The organism is Flavivirga eckloniae, from assembly GCF_002886045.1.
GTDB lineage: Bacteria > Bacteroidota > Bacteroidia > Flavobacteriales > Flavobacteriaceae > Flavivirga > Flavivirga eckloniae.
Genome location: NZ_CP025791.1, coordinates 5527899 through 5545982 on the forward strand (window position 1 = coordinate 5527899; position 18084 = coordinate 5545982).

Consider the following 18084-nt stretch of genomic DNA (forward strand, 5'->3'; position numbering starts at 1 on the left):
CCTATAGATATGTGCTTTTTGTTTATTAATTTTACCTGTAAATTATAAAGATTGATGCCAAAAGCAATAAAAAAACTAGCCGTTTTAACTTCTGGAGGAGACTCCCCAGGAATGAATGCTGCTATTCGTTCGGTAGTTAGAACTTGTGCTTATCATGAAATAGAATGCATAGGTGTTCACCAAGGCTATCAAGGTTTGATAGAAGGTGATTTTAAACCTATGGATGCACGAAGCGTAAGAGGGATTATAAATAAGGGAGGTACCATATTAAAATCTGCTCGATCTAAGGAGTTTAGAACTGTTGAAGGCAGGAAAAAAGCTTTTCAGCAAGTTATTGATGCTAATATTGAAGCATTGGTAGTTATTGGAGGTGATGGTTCTTTTACTGGTGCGCTTATTTTTAATCAGGAATTCAATTTTCCAGTAATGGGAATACCTGGTACTATTGATAATGATATTTACGGAACTTCACATACCCTGGGCTTCGATACAGCCTTAAACACCGTAGTTGATGCTATAGATAAAATTCGTGATACCGCGAGTTCCCATAACAGATTATTCTTTATTGAAGTGATGGGACGAGATGTTGGTCATATAGCTTTAAACGTTGGTATAGCTGGTGGAGCAGAAGAGATTTTAATCCCAGAAGAAGATTTAGGACTAGACCGATTGGTGGAGTCGTTAAATAGAAGTAGGAATTCTGGTAAAAGTTCGAGTATCGTAGTAGTAGCTGAAGGCGATAAAATAGGAAAGAACATATTCGAATTAAAAGATTATGTAGATGAGAACTTGGAAGGTTACGATGTTCGAGTATCAGTTTTAGGTCATATGCAACGTGGTGGAGCACCATCGTGTTTCGATCGTGTTTTAGCTAGTAGAATGGGAGTAAAAGCCGTAGAATCTTTATTAGAAGGAGAAACCAATTATATGGTAGGCTTACTAAACAATAAAATGGAGTTAACACCATTAGATAAAGCCATAAAAGGAAAATCAAAAATTAACTTAGAATTATTGCGTGTTTCAGATATAATGAGCACTTAACACATTTATAAATAAGATTATGTCAAAATTAAAATTAGGAATCAACGGATTTGGAAGAATAGGAAGAATTGCTTTTAGAGTAGCAGCTTCTAGACCAGAGATTGAAGTAGTAGGAATAAACGATTTATTGGATGTAGATCATTTAGCATATTTATTAAAATATGACTCTGTTCACGGACAGTTTGACGGAACTATTGAAACAAAAAACGGGAACTTAGTAGTTAACGGTAAAGAAATAAGAATTACTGCAGAGCGTAACCCAGAAGATTTAAAATGGGATGCTGTAGGAGCAGATGTTGTTTTAGATTGTACAGGTATCTTTACTAATTTAGAAGGTGCTCAAAAACACATTACTGCTGGAGCTAAGAAAGTTGCTATTTCTGCACCATCTGCAGATGCACCAATGTTTGTAATGGGAGTTAATCACAAAGAGATTACTGCAGAAGATACTATTGTATCTAACGCATCTTGTACAACGAACTGTTTAGCACCTTTAGCTAAAGTAATTAACGATAAATTTGGAATCGCAGAAGGTTTAATGACTACAGTTCACGCGGCTACTGCAACTCAGTTTACAGTAGACGGTCCTTCTAGAAAAGATTACAGATTAGGAAGAGCATCTTTAAACAATATTGTACCAGCATCTACAGGAGCTGCAAAAGCAGTAGGAAAAGTAATTCCAGAATTAAACGGTAAATTAACTGGTATGGCTTTTAGAGTTCCTACTGTTGATGTATCTGTAGTAGACTTAACATGTCGTTTAGAGAAAAACGCATCTTTCGATGAAGTAAAAGCTGCTTTAAAAGATGCTTCAGAAAACGAATTAAAAGGTATCTTTGGATATACTGAAGAAGGTGTTGTATCTCAAGATTTTGTATCTGAACCTAGAACTAGTGTTTTCGATGCAAATGCAAGTATGGCATTAAACGATAACTTTATTAAATTGGTTTCTTGGTATGATAATGAGTTTGGTTATTCAACTAAATTAGTTGACTTAGCTCAGCATATCGGTTCTATATAAATTATTAACTTAGTCCGCAGAGTTACTTTTTTAATAAAAAGAAGTAATTCTGTGGACTTTTTTTATTTAAAAACTTATGATTTTAATTGTTGATAGTGGTTCTACAAAATCAGATTGGATTGCTGTAGATAATAACGGAAATCAATTACTGGAAAAGATACGTACCAAAGGTCTTAACCCGGCTATCTTACCAGAAAAGAAGATTAAAAAAATAATTAAAGCTAATAGTTTATTAAAGGAACACAAGAAAAAAGTAACCCACATTTTCTTTTATGGCGCAGGTTGTGGTACAGAAAAACCTGTTGCGCTTTTAAAAGGCGTTTTAGAAAACTTCTTTGTTAATGCAGAAGTAGAAGTAAATGAAGATACTATGGCTGCGGTTTATTCTACAATTAATAGTGATGATGAAGCAGCAGTTGTATGTATTTTAGGAACTGGATCTAATTGCAGTTATTATAACGGTAAAGAAGTAGAGCAACGTGTCGTTTCTTTAGGGTATTCCATTATGGATGATGCCTCTGGTAATTACTACGGGCGTCAGTTAATAAGAGACTATTATTATAACCATATGCCAGAAGATGTTAAAATAGCATTTGGAAGTAAGTTTAACATGGAATCCGATTACATAAAGTATAATCTATATAAACAACCTAACCCCAATGCCTACTTAGCGAATTTTGCAGAGTTTATGTTTTTGCATAAAGATTCAGAATACACGATAAATCTTATAAAGAAGGGGATTCGATTATTCGCAACCAATATGATCATGCAATATAAAGAAGAGTTAAAAACAGCTCCGGTACACTTTGCAGGCTCTATTGCATACTTCTCGCAAGATGAAATAAAAGAGGTAGCAGAAGAAATGGGCTTTAAAGTTGGTAATTTTGAAAGACGACCTATTGAAGGCCTCGTATCTTACCATACTAAAAACTTATAGGAAGTTACCCAAAAAGACAAGTTAAAAATAACTTAAACAAAACCTTTGAGGCTATTAGCCTCAAAGGTTTTGTTTTTATATATACCATATAGTCTAAAAACTTTAAAATACCGTAATTAATCTATAGGTATGAAGCATTACTTTGGATTTAGGAAAATAAAAATAAAGGAATTGTAAAATTTTAAATAAGTTTGTTAAAAGATATAAATAAATGCGTTTTTTCTCTCAGCTAACTAAACCTATAAAAAAAAGAAGGATGTTATCCATCTTTATTTTTATTTCCATTGGAACAATTCTATTGGGGAGTTACTTCTTTCTTGAAAAGAAAATAAAGCTGGAAATTATAGCCTTGTTTTTATTTATTCTGGCCACTATACAAGTTTTTGTATTACAGTATTTTTTTAAAAATCAATTAAAAAACGACACCAAACAAGCAAACTTAAACGTGCGCATAAATGAGCTAAAAGAAAGTCTAGAAGAATCAAATAAAATAGTAGAACATAAATCGATTTATTTAGCCAATATGAGCTACGAGGTGCGTACACCGCTTAGCACCGTTTTAGGGATGCTTAAAATGCTAAAACAGACAACACTAGACAATGACCAAAAGGCTCAGGTAGAAATTGCCGAGTATTCTTCAAAACACCTTTTACAATTGGTAAATATGGTTACCGACAATGCCGATGTAGAGACAGGTAGCCTTAATTTAAATTTACTGGCCATGGATTTAAAATCCGATTTGTCGCACCTTTTTAAGGTTTTTGAATACCAAGCTTGGGAAAAAGGTTTAGATTTCGATTTTAAGTTCTTAAACGAAGGAAAAGATAAGTTTTCTGTTTTAGGCGATTCGGCCAGGATTCAGCAAGTATTAATAAACTTAATTAATAATGCCATAAAGTTTACAAACTCTGGAAAAATATCCATTATAGTAGATCAAACTGTTGGTATAGACGAGGATCAAATAGTCACGTTTTACATCAAGGATACTGGAATTGGTATGCGACAAGAGCAAGTTAGACGGGTTTTCGATAATGCTTCAAGCGCATATAGTTCATTCATTATGAGAGATTATAGGGGCGGGGGCATAGGGCTTTCCGTTTCATACCAACTCGTAAAACTAATGGGAGGTGAGTTAAAGTTAGAAAGTAAAGAAAACGAAGGATCAACATTCTATTTTAGCTTACAGCTTAAAAAGACATTAAACATTAAAGCCGAAGAAAGAGAACCAAAGCCGATACTTCTGGATAAGTTTAGTGTTTTGGTAGCCGAGGATAATAGGATGAACCAAAAGGTTATTAAGTTTTTACTTGAACGTCAGGGAGCCGATTGTACTTTTGTTAAGAATGGTATCGAAGCCGTAGAATTATACAAAATTTTGGATTTCGATATGGTATTTATGGATATTTATATGCCCGATATGGATGGTTATATGGCTACCAAGGCCATTCAGGAAACCGATAAGTATGCTAATAATAATACGCCAATAATAGCCGTTTCTGCGAGTGCTTTCGATGAAGATATTGCGAACGCCAAAAAAGCTGGAATTGACGAGTTTTTAGCCAAACCCATAGAAACAGAAAGACTAAAAGAGTTATTGATTAAATACTCCAAGAAGGGCACATCTTCCGTATAAGCCTGATTCGGCTAATATAATAATACAAAAAGTATGATTACTTAATAGCTATCATACTAATTTCAACATTAACATCCTTAGGTAGTCTGGCAACTTGTACCGTTTCTCTGGCTGGGGCTGTGTCGTCGTTAAAATAGCTGCCGTAAACTTCGTTTATTTGAGCAAAATCATCCATGTTGCTAATAAAAATAGATGTTTTTATAACCTGTTCGAAGGTCATTTCTGCAGCTTCTAAAACCGCTTTAAGGTTTTGCATAACCTGTGCGGTTTCTGTTTTTATATCATCTAAAACAAGATCCCCAGTTTCTGGGTTAAAAGCTATTTGACCAGAAGTGTATAAGGTGTTTCCGCTTAATACGGCTTGATTGTAAGGGCCGATTGGAGCAGGAGCGTTAGAGGTTGTAATTATTTTTTTCATTGTATATTTTGATTGATTGCTTCGTACTACCTCGAACGTAGGTTAATATCTGGTTGTCTTCGTTTTTCGTATTTTAAATCTTTTAAGATACTCGATCTAATACCAATAAAGAAATTCCAGGACGTTCTTTCACTAAAAGGGATCCAACTAAAATTCATACGCCAGCTTAATAAGTCACGTTCAAAACGTAATTGGGTATATGTAAAACCGGCATTTTTTATGTCGAAACCAGAAGAGGCTCCTATAGACCATTTAGGCGATAGTTCAATATCTCCAGAGAACATAAGAGAATGTGACGAAATTTCGTTCTCCCGCCTCTTATTAGAATAGTTTACGGCATAAGCCAAGCGTAAATTCCAAGGTATTTTATAATTGTAAAATTCACTTGATTCTTCATCCTTGTCTTTATCTTTATTTTCATTACCATTAATTTGCTGATTGGCAAAATCTTGGGAAACACCAAATAAATCATCTGCACGCCCACCACTACGCACATTTTCGTCAATGTTTTTATCCTTTTCTTTCCTGCCTTTACTAGATAAGGACCAACTAGCATTTATGTTAGCACTTGTTAATCTAAAAAGACTACCTCCGTTGCTAATATTAAATTCTTTCACTTTAACATTGTTGTTGTCTAATGCATAAGGATCTAAGGTTGCACCAAAATTAATGCTCATTTTATTATCGAATAGCTGTGTGCCTCCAGATATCCTAACAGGGCTCCATTGTAACGAATCGCCAGCAAAGTTGTATGCCGTTTGAAAATTCAAATTGTTCAATAAAATAACTTTCTTTGGCTCTGTAGCAGTACTGTCTTTATCACGTACTTTTGCTTCAAAATTATTGGATAAACTAATCCCCATAGAGCTTGAAAAGTTTTTATTTGGAGGACCTCCAATAGGAACCTCTGCAAAACGTGTATATTCTATATCACTTAAACGAGCATTACCCACAATTTCATCCACTTCTGCTTGTGTTAAACCATCCGCATTCACAGTTTCAGCAGTTGTATAATAATCATCGAATGCAGGATTTATGTTGTAGCTTATAGAAGGTCTCATAACATGCCTTATGGCTTTTATTTTGACGTCTTTGCCTTCTTTTTCAAAATTAAACATACCATAAACCGTAGTACCGAGGTTTGTGCCAAAATTATAAGTTCTATAAGAATCGAACCCATTAACGGTTCTTGTGGATACAGTACGATTTTTAACATCGTAAGACTTTCTAATGGTTTTTAATGTCCACACTTCCTTATAGCTTGTAGAAGCACTGAGACTAAAATGCTTAAAAAGCTTAAAGTTTGTACTCAATGGTATACCATGGTTAAAACCTGTTTTTCCCTCTTCAAACATTTCTTTTTTAAAGAAAAGAGAGTCTGTAGTTATGTATTTATTTTCACCTCTTACATTATACTGGAAGTTTATGTTTTGAATAATTCCTTTTTTAGAACCCGTTTTAGGAGCAAATGGAAAGATTCTACCAACACTCGCTTGAAGTGTAGGAAGCGTCATACTTATAGTTTCTGTTCTGGTATTTTGCGAATGGGTTCCTGTAAGGCTAAAGTTTACTTGAGGCTCTCCTTGAAACGTTTTTGAATATGATATAGACGAGGACAAGGTATTATTTAAAAAAGCACCCGAATTAACTTGATTAACCGAACTTTGATAGTAATTACTACTCCCTAAGTTAACGGAAGCAGAAAAACGCGAATTTGGATTTGCCTTTGCGTCTTGGCTATGAGACCAGCGTAAGTTATATATGGTTCTTCTGGAGTAATCTGGAAAACCACGTTCGCTGTTAATAATATTTTCGTACCTAAAACCAAAATTTCCTCTAAATTTATAACGTCTGGAGTAGGTACTCTCCAAACGTACACCATAACTACCATTGGTATAATAATCACCGATGGCGGCTAAATCAATATAGTCACTAATAGCAAAATAGTACCCTCCATTTTGTAAAAAGAACCCACGGTCGTTTTGTTCACCAAAAGAAGGTATGATTAGCCCGGAAGTTTGCTTGTCACTTTGCGGAAAAAAAGCAAAGGGTACCCCAATAGGCGTAGGTACATCGTATATAAACAAATTTGCCAGACCAGTAACTATTTTTTTGCCAGGAACAATTTTTGCTTTTCTTAGTTTAATATAATACTCAGGATCATCAAGGTTTTCGGCAGTAGTATATTTAGCATTCTTTAAAAAGTAAACAGAATCATTTTCTTTTTTAGTGATTTGCGCAACTACAGTACCTTCGCCTTGTTCTGTTTTTGAGTTAAAAATAAGTGCTTTTTTTGTTTCGGTATTAAAAATAATCGAATCTGGCTCTACCACATTAGTACCTTGCTTAAAAACGGGTTTTTGAGTATACCCTTCAATAGAGTCTGTTATACCTTTCGCGTAAACCGTATTTTTTGTATAATCAATAGTAATACTACCAGCGGTAATATTCATATCCCCGTAATCTATTTTAGCTTGATTATATAAGTATAGCTTTTGTTTTTTCTGATTGAATTTTGTGTAATCTTCTGCATGATACGTAACAATATGTTCTAAAAGTTCTTTTTTGGGAGGAACAGAATCTGTTAACGTAGAATCTTGGGTTTTTTCATTTATCTCTGGAATAGGGAGGCTGTCTACTACAGTGGTAACCACTGTGTCATTAACGCTTCTGTTAATGGTTTTGCCTTTTTTGGGGATATCTTGAGCAAAGCTTAACGTGTTAATAAACACTGTAAAACTTAATGCAAAAAGTATTTTAAAGTTGTTTGTATGCAACGCTTTTAAATGTATTTTTGTAAAAGTATGGCTCGGTTTTTGAAATGCCAAAATTACATATATTTTTCTGTGATTGATTTAATATTAATCAAAAATTTAAAATTAAAATTAACCGGGTTTTTTAGTCGATAAAATTCTTAATAAAACATCTTTAGGTACTAGCAATAAATATACCAGAAGAGAAGTATTTCGATTAAAAATTAATTTATTTACCACATGAAAACGCATAGAGTATCACTTTTCGTATCCTTTATAATAGTATTAACACTTTCTTCATTTATAAAAAAAGATGAAGGGTTAAGAACAGATAAATTTGTTGTTGTATTAGATGCAGGGCATGGCGGACACGATCCGGGTAATCTGGGTAATGGTTACAAAGAAAAGGATATCGCTCTAAAAATAGTTTTAGAAGTAGGTAAGCAATTAGAAAAGAATCCCGATATAAAGGTTGTTTATACACGAAAAAAGGATGTGTTTGTAGACCTGTTTGTTAGGGGACAAATAGCCAATAAGGCAAATGCCGATTTATTTGTATCGGTACATTGTAATTCCCATCATTCGCAAGCTCATGGAACAGAAACATTTGTATTGGGAACACACCGAAACGAAACAAATTTCGAAGTAGCAAAAAAGGAAAACTCAGTAATCTTTCTTGAAAGTGATTACGAGAAAAACTATGCCGGTTTCGATCCTAATTCGCCAGAATCGGTTATGAGTATCTTGTTAAGTCAAGAGGAGTATTTAGACCAAAGTATCATGTTGGCGAGTTTAATACAAAATAAGTTTACAAACTCATTAAAACGTAAAAACAGAGGGGTTAAGCAAGCTGGGTTTATTGTTTTACACCAAACCGTAATGCCGAGTGTTTTGGTCGAAACAGGGTTTTTATCATATAAAAAAGAAGGCGCTTATTTAAACTCGAAAAATGGGCAACAACAAATATCCAGATCTATAGTTAATGCTATTTTAGAGTATAAAAAGAGTTTAGATAAAAACGTAAATGATTTTTCGGCTACAAATGATGATGTTCCAAAACCTCTAGAGCCAAATACAGAACAGATTATTTTTAAACTTCAAATAGCCGCCAGCTCGAAAGAACTTGAAACAGAACCCTACAACTTTAACGGATTACAAAATATATCTCGTTTAAAAGAGAATAATTTGTACAAATATTTTTATGGAAACGTTGGAAGTTACGAAGAAACTAAAACGTTGGAAAAGGAAGTTAGGGAAAAGGGCTATACCTCGAGTTTTGTTGTGGCTTTTAAAGACGGAAAAAAGATAGCATTGATTGATGCTTTAAAAACAACTGCGAATTAAACGGTTTCTTTTAAATTTATTTTAAATTTGTTTTCTAAAACATTTTAGTTTGAAAATATCAAAAGAAGTTAAAACAGGCATATTAGTAATATTAGGAGTCATCCTTTTTATTTTTGGATTCAATTATTTAAAAGGTCAGAATCTGTTCGAATCTACTAATGTTTATTATACCGAGTTTGATTATAACGCCCTAACTCAATCATCAGTAGTAACCGTTAAAGGTAACCCCGTAGGGAAAGTTCAAGAGATCACTTACGATTTTAAAACAGGAAAAACCAAAGTAGCATTTTTTGTAAACGAAGAACTTACGTTTTCAAAAAACAGCGTTGTAAGATTGTATGAAACCAGTTTAATGGGAGGGAATGCCCTAGCTATTAGATTGGCAGAAGATGGTGAAATAGCAAAGCCGGGAGACGTTTTAAAATCGGAAGTAGAAGTAGGGTTGGTATCCTCGCTTTCAAAAAACTTTTCGGGAATTAGCAACGAATTAAACTCTACACTAAGAGCAACAGACACGCTGTTTACAAACTTAAATACATTCGTTACAGATAAAACAGAGGCAGGACTAAAAAATACTATTAAAGAGTTGAACCAAACTTTAAGATCCTTTAAAGCAACTTCAGACAGAGTAAATAGTGTACTTACTAAAAACGATAAGAATATAGAAGGTATTTTCGAGAAGTTTAATGTGGCAGCCGATGATTTAGCAGCAATAACTACCCAGTTAAAAAATGCTAATGTTGGTACAACTGTAGAAAAGTTAAACAAAACACTTAATGATTTAAATAGTGTATTAGCAGATGTTAAAAAAGGAGATGGCTCTATAGGAAAACTTCTTAAAGACGATACTTTATATAATAATCTGGAAGGCGCCACAAGAGAGATGGAAGCCTTATTAAAAGATATAAAATTGCACCCAAAGCGTTACTTTAGAATTTTATCGAAAAAGGAAATTCCATATAAAGAAGAGGAAACTAAATAAACCTTATGCAATATATACCTAATGTTCTTTTTGCTGTAATATTAATAGCCGGTATTGGTTTTTTTGTAAAAAATGTAAAAAAACTTGCCCGAAATATTAAGTTGGGTCGCAATGTCGACGTAAGTGATAATAAATCACAGCGTTGGAAAAACATGGCGATGATTGCCTTAGGGCAAAGCAAAATGGTGCGCCGTCCTGTTGCTGGTGTGTTACATGCTATTGTATATATTGGTTTTATCATTATTAACATAGAGGTTTTAGAAATCATTATAGATGGTTTATTGGGAACGCACCGTATATTCGCTTCAATAGGGAGTTTGTATGGCATTTTAATTGGTGCTTTTGAAATATTAGCTGTTTTGGTTTTTGTATCGGTTATTCTGTTTTGGATAAGACGTAACATTATAAAAATGAAACGTTTTTGGAAATCTGAAATGACCAGCTGGCCCAAGAACGATGCGAATTACATTTTGTATTTCGAAATGGTTTTAATGACTCTGTTTTTAATTATGAATGCTACAGATGTTCATTTTCAAGCCATGAACTCTGGTAATGTGATTAGTCAAGTTATAGCGACATGGTTTAGCGGACTATCTGAAGGCACGTTACATATCATAGAACGAGGCGCATGGTGGGTACACATTGTTGGTATATTAATATTCCTAAATTACCTCTATTATTCTAAGCATTTACATATACTATTGGCATTTCCGAATACGTATTACGGAAAGGTAAAGCCTAAAGGACAGTTAGATAATTTAGAAGCTGTAACAAACGAAGTTAAAATGATGATGGATCCTAACGTTGATCCATTTGCAGCACCGGCAGAAGACACTGGTACTGAAGGCGAGGAGATGCCTGCTAAATTTGGAGCAAGCGATGTACAGGATTTAAACTGGCTTCAATTATTAAACGCATATACCTGTACGGAGTGTGGGCGTTGTACTAGCGAATGTCCGGCCAATCAAACCGGTAAAAAATTATCACCTCGTAAAATCATGATGGATACTCGTGATCGTTTAGAGGAAGTTGGAAAAAATATAGATGCTAATAAGGGAGCGTTTAAAGAAGACGGTAAACAACTGTTAGATGATTATATTACAAAAGAGGAACTTTGGGCATGTACGTCGTGTAACGCATGTACAGAAGCCTGTCCAGTAAGTATAGATCCCCTTTCAATCATTTTAGACATGCGTCGTTATTTAGTTATGGAACAGTCTGCAGCTCCAGTAGAATTAAATAACATGATGACGAATATCGAAAACAATGGAGCTCCATGGCCATATAATCAAATGGATAGATTAAACTGGAAAGACGAATAGTTTTACCCTATAAATAGTTTATAAATATAAAAAATCAAAATAAAGCATGAGCGAATCGCTAAAAGTGCCAACTATGGCAGAATTTATGGCTCAAGGTAAGCAACCGGAAGTATTATTTTGGGTTGGTTGTGCCGGTAGTTTTGATGATAGAGCAAAAAAAATAACAAAAGCTTTTGTTAAGCTATTAAATAAAGCCAATGTAGAATTCGCAGTATTGGGAACTGAAGAAAGTTGTACTGGTGACCCTGCAAAACGATCAGGAAATGAATTTTTATTTCAAATGCAGGCGGTAACTAATATAGAAGTATTAAATGCTTACGAGGTTAAAAAGATAGTAACTGCTTGCCCACATTGTTTTAATACCATAAAGAATGAATATCCGGAATTGGGTGGTACTTACGAGGTGATGCACCATACACAGTTTTTAAAAACATTGTTGGATGAAGGTCGCTTAACTATAGAAGGTGGACAATTTAAAGGAAAACGTATTACGTTTCACGACCCATGCTATTTAGGACGAGCAAACAATGTTTATGAAGCTCCCAGAGATTTAATTCAGAAGTTGGAAGCCGAGTTGGTCGAGATGAAAAACTGCAAACGCAATGGACTATGCTGTGGAGCAGGAGGGGCGCAAATGTTTAAAGAACCAGAAAAGGGCGATAAAGATGTTAATGTAGAACGTACAGAACAAGCCTTAGATGTTAAACCGGAAATTATTGCTGCAGGTTGTCCGTTTTGTAATACCATGATGACCGATGGCGTAAAAGCTAAAGAAAAAGAAGGCGATGTAGCCGTTATGGATATTGCCGAATTAATAGCTAATGCTCAGGATTTGTAGCAAAAAAATCTTTAGCCTTTAAGAGAGGTCTTATTTTTATATGATACGTTTATAAATTCCATTCTAGGAAGGTATTCAAGGTTCATAATTCGATAAAATTGCCACCATACTTATTGTTGTTTAGATAGCGTTTTTTGTAATTCGGTTTATTATTTTAAAACTGGGTTTAAAAAACAGAAAGTATGCATTCGGGGAGAAAAAGACATTGTTGATTACTTATTATATAAGGTGGAATCTCAACATAAAAATTGGATGTAAATCCGTATTTTTGTACCATCAAAATAACCTATGTAAATAGTGTTAGTAAATGGAATGTTGTCAATAAGAATATTGCGAAACTAATACTAAAGAACTGGGGTTATAGTTTTTTATTCCTGCAAATACAGGAATCCACTTTTATTCAATTTATTAAAATGTTAGTAGACTTCAATATATTACCAGAAGAATCGCGAGTTTGGATATATCAAGCCAACCGCTCTTTTACAGAACAAGAGATAGAAGAAATTCAATCAAAACTAGATACATTTATTGATAGTTGGACTGCTCATGGAAGCGATTTACAAGCAGGGCATTTAGTTAAATATAAGCGGTTTATAGTTATAGCTTTAAATCAAAACTTGAATATGGCTTCTGGCTGTTCGATCGATGCCTCGGTAAGTTTTATTCAACAATTGGAAAAAGATTATAACGTTGATTTATTGGACAAAATGAACGTATCCTATAAACAAGGCGAATTCATAGCATACAAGCCTCTTGTAGACTTTAAAAAGATGGCGAAAGATAAAGCCATTTCAAAAAACACCATTGTATTCAATAACTTGGTAACCAATATTGCAGAATTTAAGGAAAACTGGGAAGTCCCAGCTAGCGAAAGCTGGCATAACAGGTTTGTTAAATAGTCCGCGCAATAGACATTCTATATAATAACAATACTTTGCTAAAGCATTATTTGTGTGCTGGTGGTAATCTACTATGCTCGTGTTCTTTTTTGCCACGAATTCACTAATAATTCTCTTTAAAGTCTCTTTTTACACATAAACATTCGTGAATTAGTGGCTAATCCATTTAGGTTCCCAATTATGTTCATGTTCTTTTTCGCTACGAACTCGCTCATATTTGTTTTAAGTCTCTTTTAGTACATAAATATTCGTGCATTAGTGGCACATTCTATTTAGATTTTTTTACCAATCCGCCCATAATAATAACGATAATTAAATAATTATAAATAGCAAGTTATTAAACTCCTAAAAACTTTTATATATCAAATAGAATAATGATTTTTACGCTTATAAAGAGTAAAAAATAGAATTATGGCTGACGATAACGATATTGTCTTATTAAATATTTCGGGACAAGATAGACCTGGATTAACATCTGGATTAACAAGCGTTTTAGCAGAATATGGCGCTAAAGTATTGGATATTGGACAAGCAAACATTCACGATACATTGTCGTTGGGTATATTGTTTAAAATTCAATCCGGAAAAAAATCAGCAGCCGTATTAAAAGATTTACTTTTTAAGGCTTACGAGTTGGGTATCCAAGCCAAGTTTACGCCAATTACTCACGAGCATTATGAAAATTGGGTAACACTACAAGGTAAAGACAGATATATTGTAACCATTTTGGGAGAAAAGCTTGCAGCCGAGCAAATATCTGAGGTTACCAAAATAATTTCAGAAAAGAATTTAAATATAGATTCTATAAAAAGACTCACGGGGCGTTTATCTCTTGTAAAAGAAGAAGAATACCCAAGAGCCTGTATCCAGCTATCTATAAGAGGAAAAATAGAAAACAAAGCAGAGTTTACAGAAAAATTCATGCAGATTTCGAGTGAATTGGATGTAGATATAGCTTTTCAAGAAGATAACATTTACAGAAGAAACAGACGCTTGGTTTGTTTCGATATGGACTCTACACTAATACAAACCGAAGTTATTGACGAATTAGCTGAATTAGCAGGTGTTGGTGAAGAAGTAAGAGCCATTACAGAATCGGCAATGCAAGGAGAGATCGACTTTAAGGAAAGTTTTAAAAGGCGCATGAATCTTTTAAAAGGCTTAAGCGAAGAAGTGCTTCAAGAAGTCGCTGTAAACTTGCCAATTACCAAAGGCGCAAAAAGACTTATAGATACCCTAAAAAAATACGGATTTAAAACAGCCATTTTATCAGGAGGATTTACATACTTCGGTCACTATTTAAAAGAAGAGTTGGGTATGGATTATGTGTATGCCAATCAATTAGAAATTAAAGATGGTGTTTTAACAGGGGGCTATGTTGGAGATATAGTCGATGGCGAGAAAAAAGCGGAGTACCTTAAGGAAATAGCGAAAAACGAAGGAATAGACATTAGTCAAACAATAGCAGTTGGTGATGGCGCAAACGACTTACCTATGCTAAATTTAGCTGGATTGGGAATTGCTTTTCATGCAAAACCGACAGTAAAAGATAATGCACAAAACTCTATATCAAGTATTGGTTTAGATGGTGTATTGTATTTATTGGGATACCATGACAGACATATAGACTTGCTGGAATAGTTGAAAAAGACTGGTTTTTAAAACAGAATATACTTTAAGCGTATAGTTAATAACATCGCATCATTTTAAGAAATTATAGATGCATTTTACTTGTAAAAATGAAGGTTATCGTTTTTCACAAGGGTAGTTTGTCATTTCTTTATAAATCCTTGCTAAAGTCTTTTTATCTTCTCTTTAAAAGTATTAATTTGGCATCATTATTAGTGTATAAGTAATTACTGCTAATGCTTTTAATTAATCTTTTTTATGAGCCGTATACATTTTATCGTAATATCTTTCTTTACAAATCTTTCAATATTTGGTCAAATTGCCGGAAATCCACTAATAACACATGATGCGAGTGCGCAAAAGAAGTGGGTGGATAGTACTTATGCATCAATGACTTTAGCCGAAAAAGTGGGGCAGTTGTACATGGTGCAAGTTATGTCTAATCAAGATGCGGCTGCAACTGGTAAAACAGTTAAGTTAATTAAAGATTATCATATTGGAGGTATTATATATTCAAATGGAGATCCGGTTAAACAAGCAAAATTAAACAACGAATTACAGTCCTTATCTAAAATACCTTTATTAATAGGAATGGATGCCGAATGGGGACTGAGTATGCGCTTAGATGATACTTATGCCTTTCCATGGAATATGACACTGGGAGCTATAAGAGATAACGATCTCGTTGAACAAACAGGTCGAAAAATAGGGGAGCATTGTAAGCGTTTGGGCGTACATTTTAATTTTGCCCCAGTGGTAGATATTAATACCAATCCCAATAACCCTATAATTGGTAATCGATCATTTGGAGAGGATAGAGATAATGTAACCGAAAAAGCACTCGCATTTATGAGAGGAATGCAGGACGCTGGTGTTTTGGCCAATGCCAAGCATTTTCCAGGTCATGGAGATACCGATCAAGATTCACATAAAACATTACCAACCATAAGTTTTAATGAAAAGCGTATCGATTCTATAGAATTATATCCTTATAAAAAACTTATAAATGAAGGCTTATCCAGTGTTATGGTAGCGCATTTAAATGTACCAAGCTTAGAGTCCCGTGAGGGCTATCCGTCGTCATTGTCTAAAAACATAGTAACCAATATTTTAAAAAAATCATTAGGTTTTGAAGGGTTAATATTTACAGATGCTCTTACTATGAAAGGTGCTGCAAATTTTAGCGAAACAGGAGATATTGACTTGGCTGCTTTTAAAGCAGGGAATGATGTTATGTTAATGTCGGAAAATGTAAGCATAGGTGTTTCCAAAATTATTGAAGCCTATAATAAAGGCGAGATTACTGAGTTTCGATTAGAACATTCGGTTAAAAAAATATTACAAGCTAAGTACAAGGTTGGATTAAACAATTACGAACCTATTGGGTTGTATAATTTAGAAAAGGATTTAAACCGGCTTGAAGACGATGTTTTGTATGAAGAACTCATGGAAAATGCGATTACCGTTGTAAAAAACCAAGACAATCTTTTGCCATTAAAACAATTAGAAACTAAAACCATTGCTTATGTAAAAATGGGTGACGATATGGGGTCTACGTTTTTTAATGAATTAAGAAAATATGCAAAAGTACATCGTATTGAAGGTAAAGATTTAGATGATTTATCTAAAAGGCTTCAAGTATATAATACAATAGTAATAGGGTTGCACCGCTCGAATGGTAGCCCCTGGGAAAAGTATAAATTCACAAAAAAAGAGCTAGCTTGGTTACAAAAAATTGCCCGGTCGCATCATGTTATTTTAGATGTTTTTGTAAAGCCTTATACACTTTCAGATATAAAGAGTATTGAAAACATAGAAAGTATCGTAGTTAGCTATCAGAACAGTGATATTGCACAGCAAAAATCGGCACAACTTATTTTTGGTGCCATTCCTGCCAAAGGCCATTTGCCAGTATCGGTTGGGACGTTTTTTAAAGAGGGCGATGGTTTCAATATCAATGACATTAAAAGATTGGGATATGCACTTCCAGAACGTGTTGGGATGAGTTCCGAAAGACTTAAAAAAATAGATTCAGTAGCACGAGTAGCAGTAAAAGGAAAAATGACGCCAGGAATTCAATTGTTAGTAGCAAGAAAAGGTCATATTGTTTACAATAAAAACTTCGGAAAACACACCTACCAAGGAAAGAATGAAGTGAAATTCGATGATATTTACGATGTTGCCTCGTTAACAAAAATATTGGCAACCCTGCCATTACTTATGGAGCTGGAAGAAAAAGGTATCGTATCATTAAACACCAAACTTTCAAAGCTATTGCCCGAATATAAAGACTCTAATAAAGAAGACATCACTATAAAAAGTATGCTGTCTCATTATGCCAGATTAAGACCTTGGGAACCGTTTTATTACCATACTTTAGATTCTGTTACAAAACGGCCAAGTAAAAAATATTATAGAGGAAAACGAACTAAAAAGTATAATATAGAAGTCACCAAAAATTTGTTTTTACGATCTGATTATAAGGACTCTATAAACAGTATTATTAAGGAATCTGAACTGTTGGATAGATTAAGATATAGGTATAGTGACTTTCCTTATTATATTTTGAAGAAATTTATTGAAAGCCATTACGACAAAACGCTTGACGAATTGGTGCAAGATCATTTTTATCAATCGTTAGGCGCTAATAATACGTTGTATAATCCTTATTATACTGTAAGCAATAAAAAAATAGTTCCTACAGAGGTTGATGATTATTATAGACATCAAAAAATACATGGTTATGTACATGATATGGGAGCAGCCATGCAGAATGGAGTTGGTGGACATGCAGGTGTTTTTAGTAATGCCAACGACGTAGCGAAAATTTTGCAAATGTATTTGCAAAAAGGATATTATGGAGGTAAACGCTATTTAAAACCAGAAACTATCGATAAGTTTAATACCTGTTATTATTGTAAGAGGGGTAATAGAAGAGGTGTTGGCTTCGATAAGCCTCAATTGGGAGATGAAGGACCTACTTGTGGTTGTTTATCTATGACAAGCTTTGGTCATTCAGGTTTTACGGGAACCTATGCCTGGGCAGACCCTGAAGAAGAAATAGTTTATGTGTTTTTAGCTAATAGAACCTACCCAAAAGCAGGGAAAAACCTGTTGTTAAGGGAGAATATTAGAACCGAAATACAGCGCTTAATTTACGAAGCTATAATTGAGTAAACCAGAAGATATCTAAGCCTAGCTGGTATACTATAAGATTAATAAAAATTAGATTTCCATTTTCACTTCAATAGCCTATCTGGTAAGTGG

At 34.1% G+C, this 18084-nt stretch carries 13 protein-coding genes; 11 read left to right on the top strand and 2 right to left on the bottom strand.

All coding sequences use genetic code 11. From position 1 onward, the window contains the following. The first annotated feature begins 54 nt into the window (after positions 1 to 54). From pfkA to C1H87_RS22725, 4 genes are all read left to right on the top strand, one after another. Positions 55 to 1041 carry a 6-phosphofructokinase gene (gene pfkA / locus C1H87_RS22710; RefSeq protein WP_102758016.1) on the top strand — a complete coding sequence of 329 codons (987 nt, stop codon included), beginning with the start codon at positions 55 to 57 and terminating at the stop codon, positions 1039 to 1041. Between the two features lie 19 nt (positions 1042 to 1060). Beyond that, a complete protein-coding gene (gene gap / locus C1H87_RS22715; RefSeq protein ID WP_102758017.1) occupies positions 1061 to 2062 on the top strand; it encodes a type I glyceraldehyde-3-phosphate dehydrogenase in 1002 nt (333 codons plus the stop codon). Positions 2063 to 2138: 76 nt separating this feature from the next. Then, positions 2139 to 2999, top strand: coding sequence for an N-acetylglucosamine kinase (locus C1H87_RS22720; RefSeq protein ID WP_102758018.1), 861 nt, complete (start codon positions 2139 to 2141; stop codon positions 2997 to 2999). 256 nt (positions 3000 to 3255) lie between these two features. Beyond that, the gene (locus tag C1H87_RS22725) at positions 3256 to 4632 is read left to right on the top strand and encodes a response regulator (protein WP_158655339.1); all 1377 of its coding nucleotides are present in this window, start codon (positions 3256 to 3258) and stop codon (positions 4630 to 4632) included. Positions 4633 to 4669: 37 nt separating this feature from the next. Here the strand turns inward: C1H87_RS22725 and C1H87_RS22730 are convergent, their stop codons facing one another. Together C1H87_RS22730 and C1H87_RS22735 are read right to left on the bottom strand one after the other, a co-directional pair. Continuing rightward, complete coding sequence (locus tag C1H87_RS22730) at positions 4670 to 5050, bottom strand: RidA family protein (protein WP_102758020.1); 381 nt, start codon at positions 5048 to 5050, stop codon at positions 4670 to 4672. 26 nt (positions 5051 to 5076) lie between these two features. Next, a complete protein-coding gene (locus C1H87_RS22735; protein ID WP_102758021.1) occupies positions 5077 to 7878 on the bottom strand; it encodes a putative LPS assembly protein LptD in 2802 nt (933 codons plus the stop codon). 165 nt (positions 7879 to 8043) lie between these two features. Between C1H87_RS22735 and C1H87_RS22740 the strand changes: the two genes are divergently transcribed. The 7 genes from C1H87_RS22740 to C1H87_RS22770 all read left to right on the top strand — a co-directional run bounded on the left by C1H87_RS22740 (position 8044) and on the right by C1H87_RS22770 (position 17994). Then, positions 8044 to 9147 carry an N-acetylmuramoyl-L-alanine amidase family protein gene (locus C1H87_RS22740; RefSeq protein WP_102758022.1) on the top strand — a complete coding sequence of 368 codons (1104 nt, stop codon included), beginning with the start codon at positions 8044 to 8046 and terminating at the stop codon, positions 9145 to 9147. Between the two features lie 49 nt (positions 9148 to 9196). Next, positions 9197 to 10129, top strand: coding sequence for an MlaD family protein (locus C1H87_RS22745; RefSeq protein ID WP_102758023.1), 933 nt, complete (start codon positions 9197 to 9199; stop codon positions 10127 to 10129). Positions 10130 to 10134: 5 nt separating this feature from the next. Continuing rightward, the gene (locus C1H87_RS22750; RefSeq protein WP_102758024.1) at positions 10135 to 11451 is read left to right on the top strand and encodes a 4Fe-4S dicluster domain-containing protein; all 1317 of its coding nucleotides are present in this window, start codon (positions 10135 to 10137) and stop codon (positions 11449 to 11451) included. Between the two features lie 46 nt (positions 11452 to 11497). Next, a complete protein-coding gene (locus C1H87_RS22755) occupies positions 11498 to 12289 on the top strand; it encodes a (Fe-S)-binding protein (protein WP_102758025.1) in 792 nt (263 codons plus the stop codon). Positions 12290 to 12702: 413 nt separating this feature from the next. Beyond that, positions 12703 to 13188, top strand: a complete 486-nt coding sequence (locus tag C1H87_RS22760; RefSeq protein ID WP_102758375.1) for an ABC transporter ATPase — start codon at positions 12703 to 12705, stop codon at positions 13186 to 13188. A 411-nt stretch (positions 13189 to 13599) separates the two neighbouring features. Beyond that, entirely contained in the window at positions 13600 to 14829 is a 1230-nt protein-coding gene (gene serB, locus C1H87_RS22765) for a phosphoserine phosphatase SerB (protein WP_102758026.1), read from the top strand. Between the two features lie 246 nt (positions 14830 to 15075). Beyond that, positions 15076 to 17994: a glycoside hydrolase family 3 N-terminal domain-containing protein gene (locus C1H87_RS22770; protein WP_102758027.1), complete on the top strand. Its 2919-nt coding sequence runs from the start codon at positions 15076 to 15078 to the stop codon at positions 17992 to 17994. Positions 17995 to 18084: the final 90 nt, after the last annotated feature.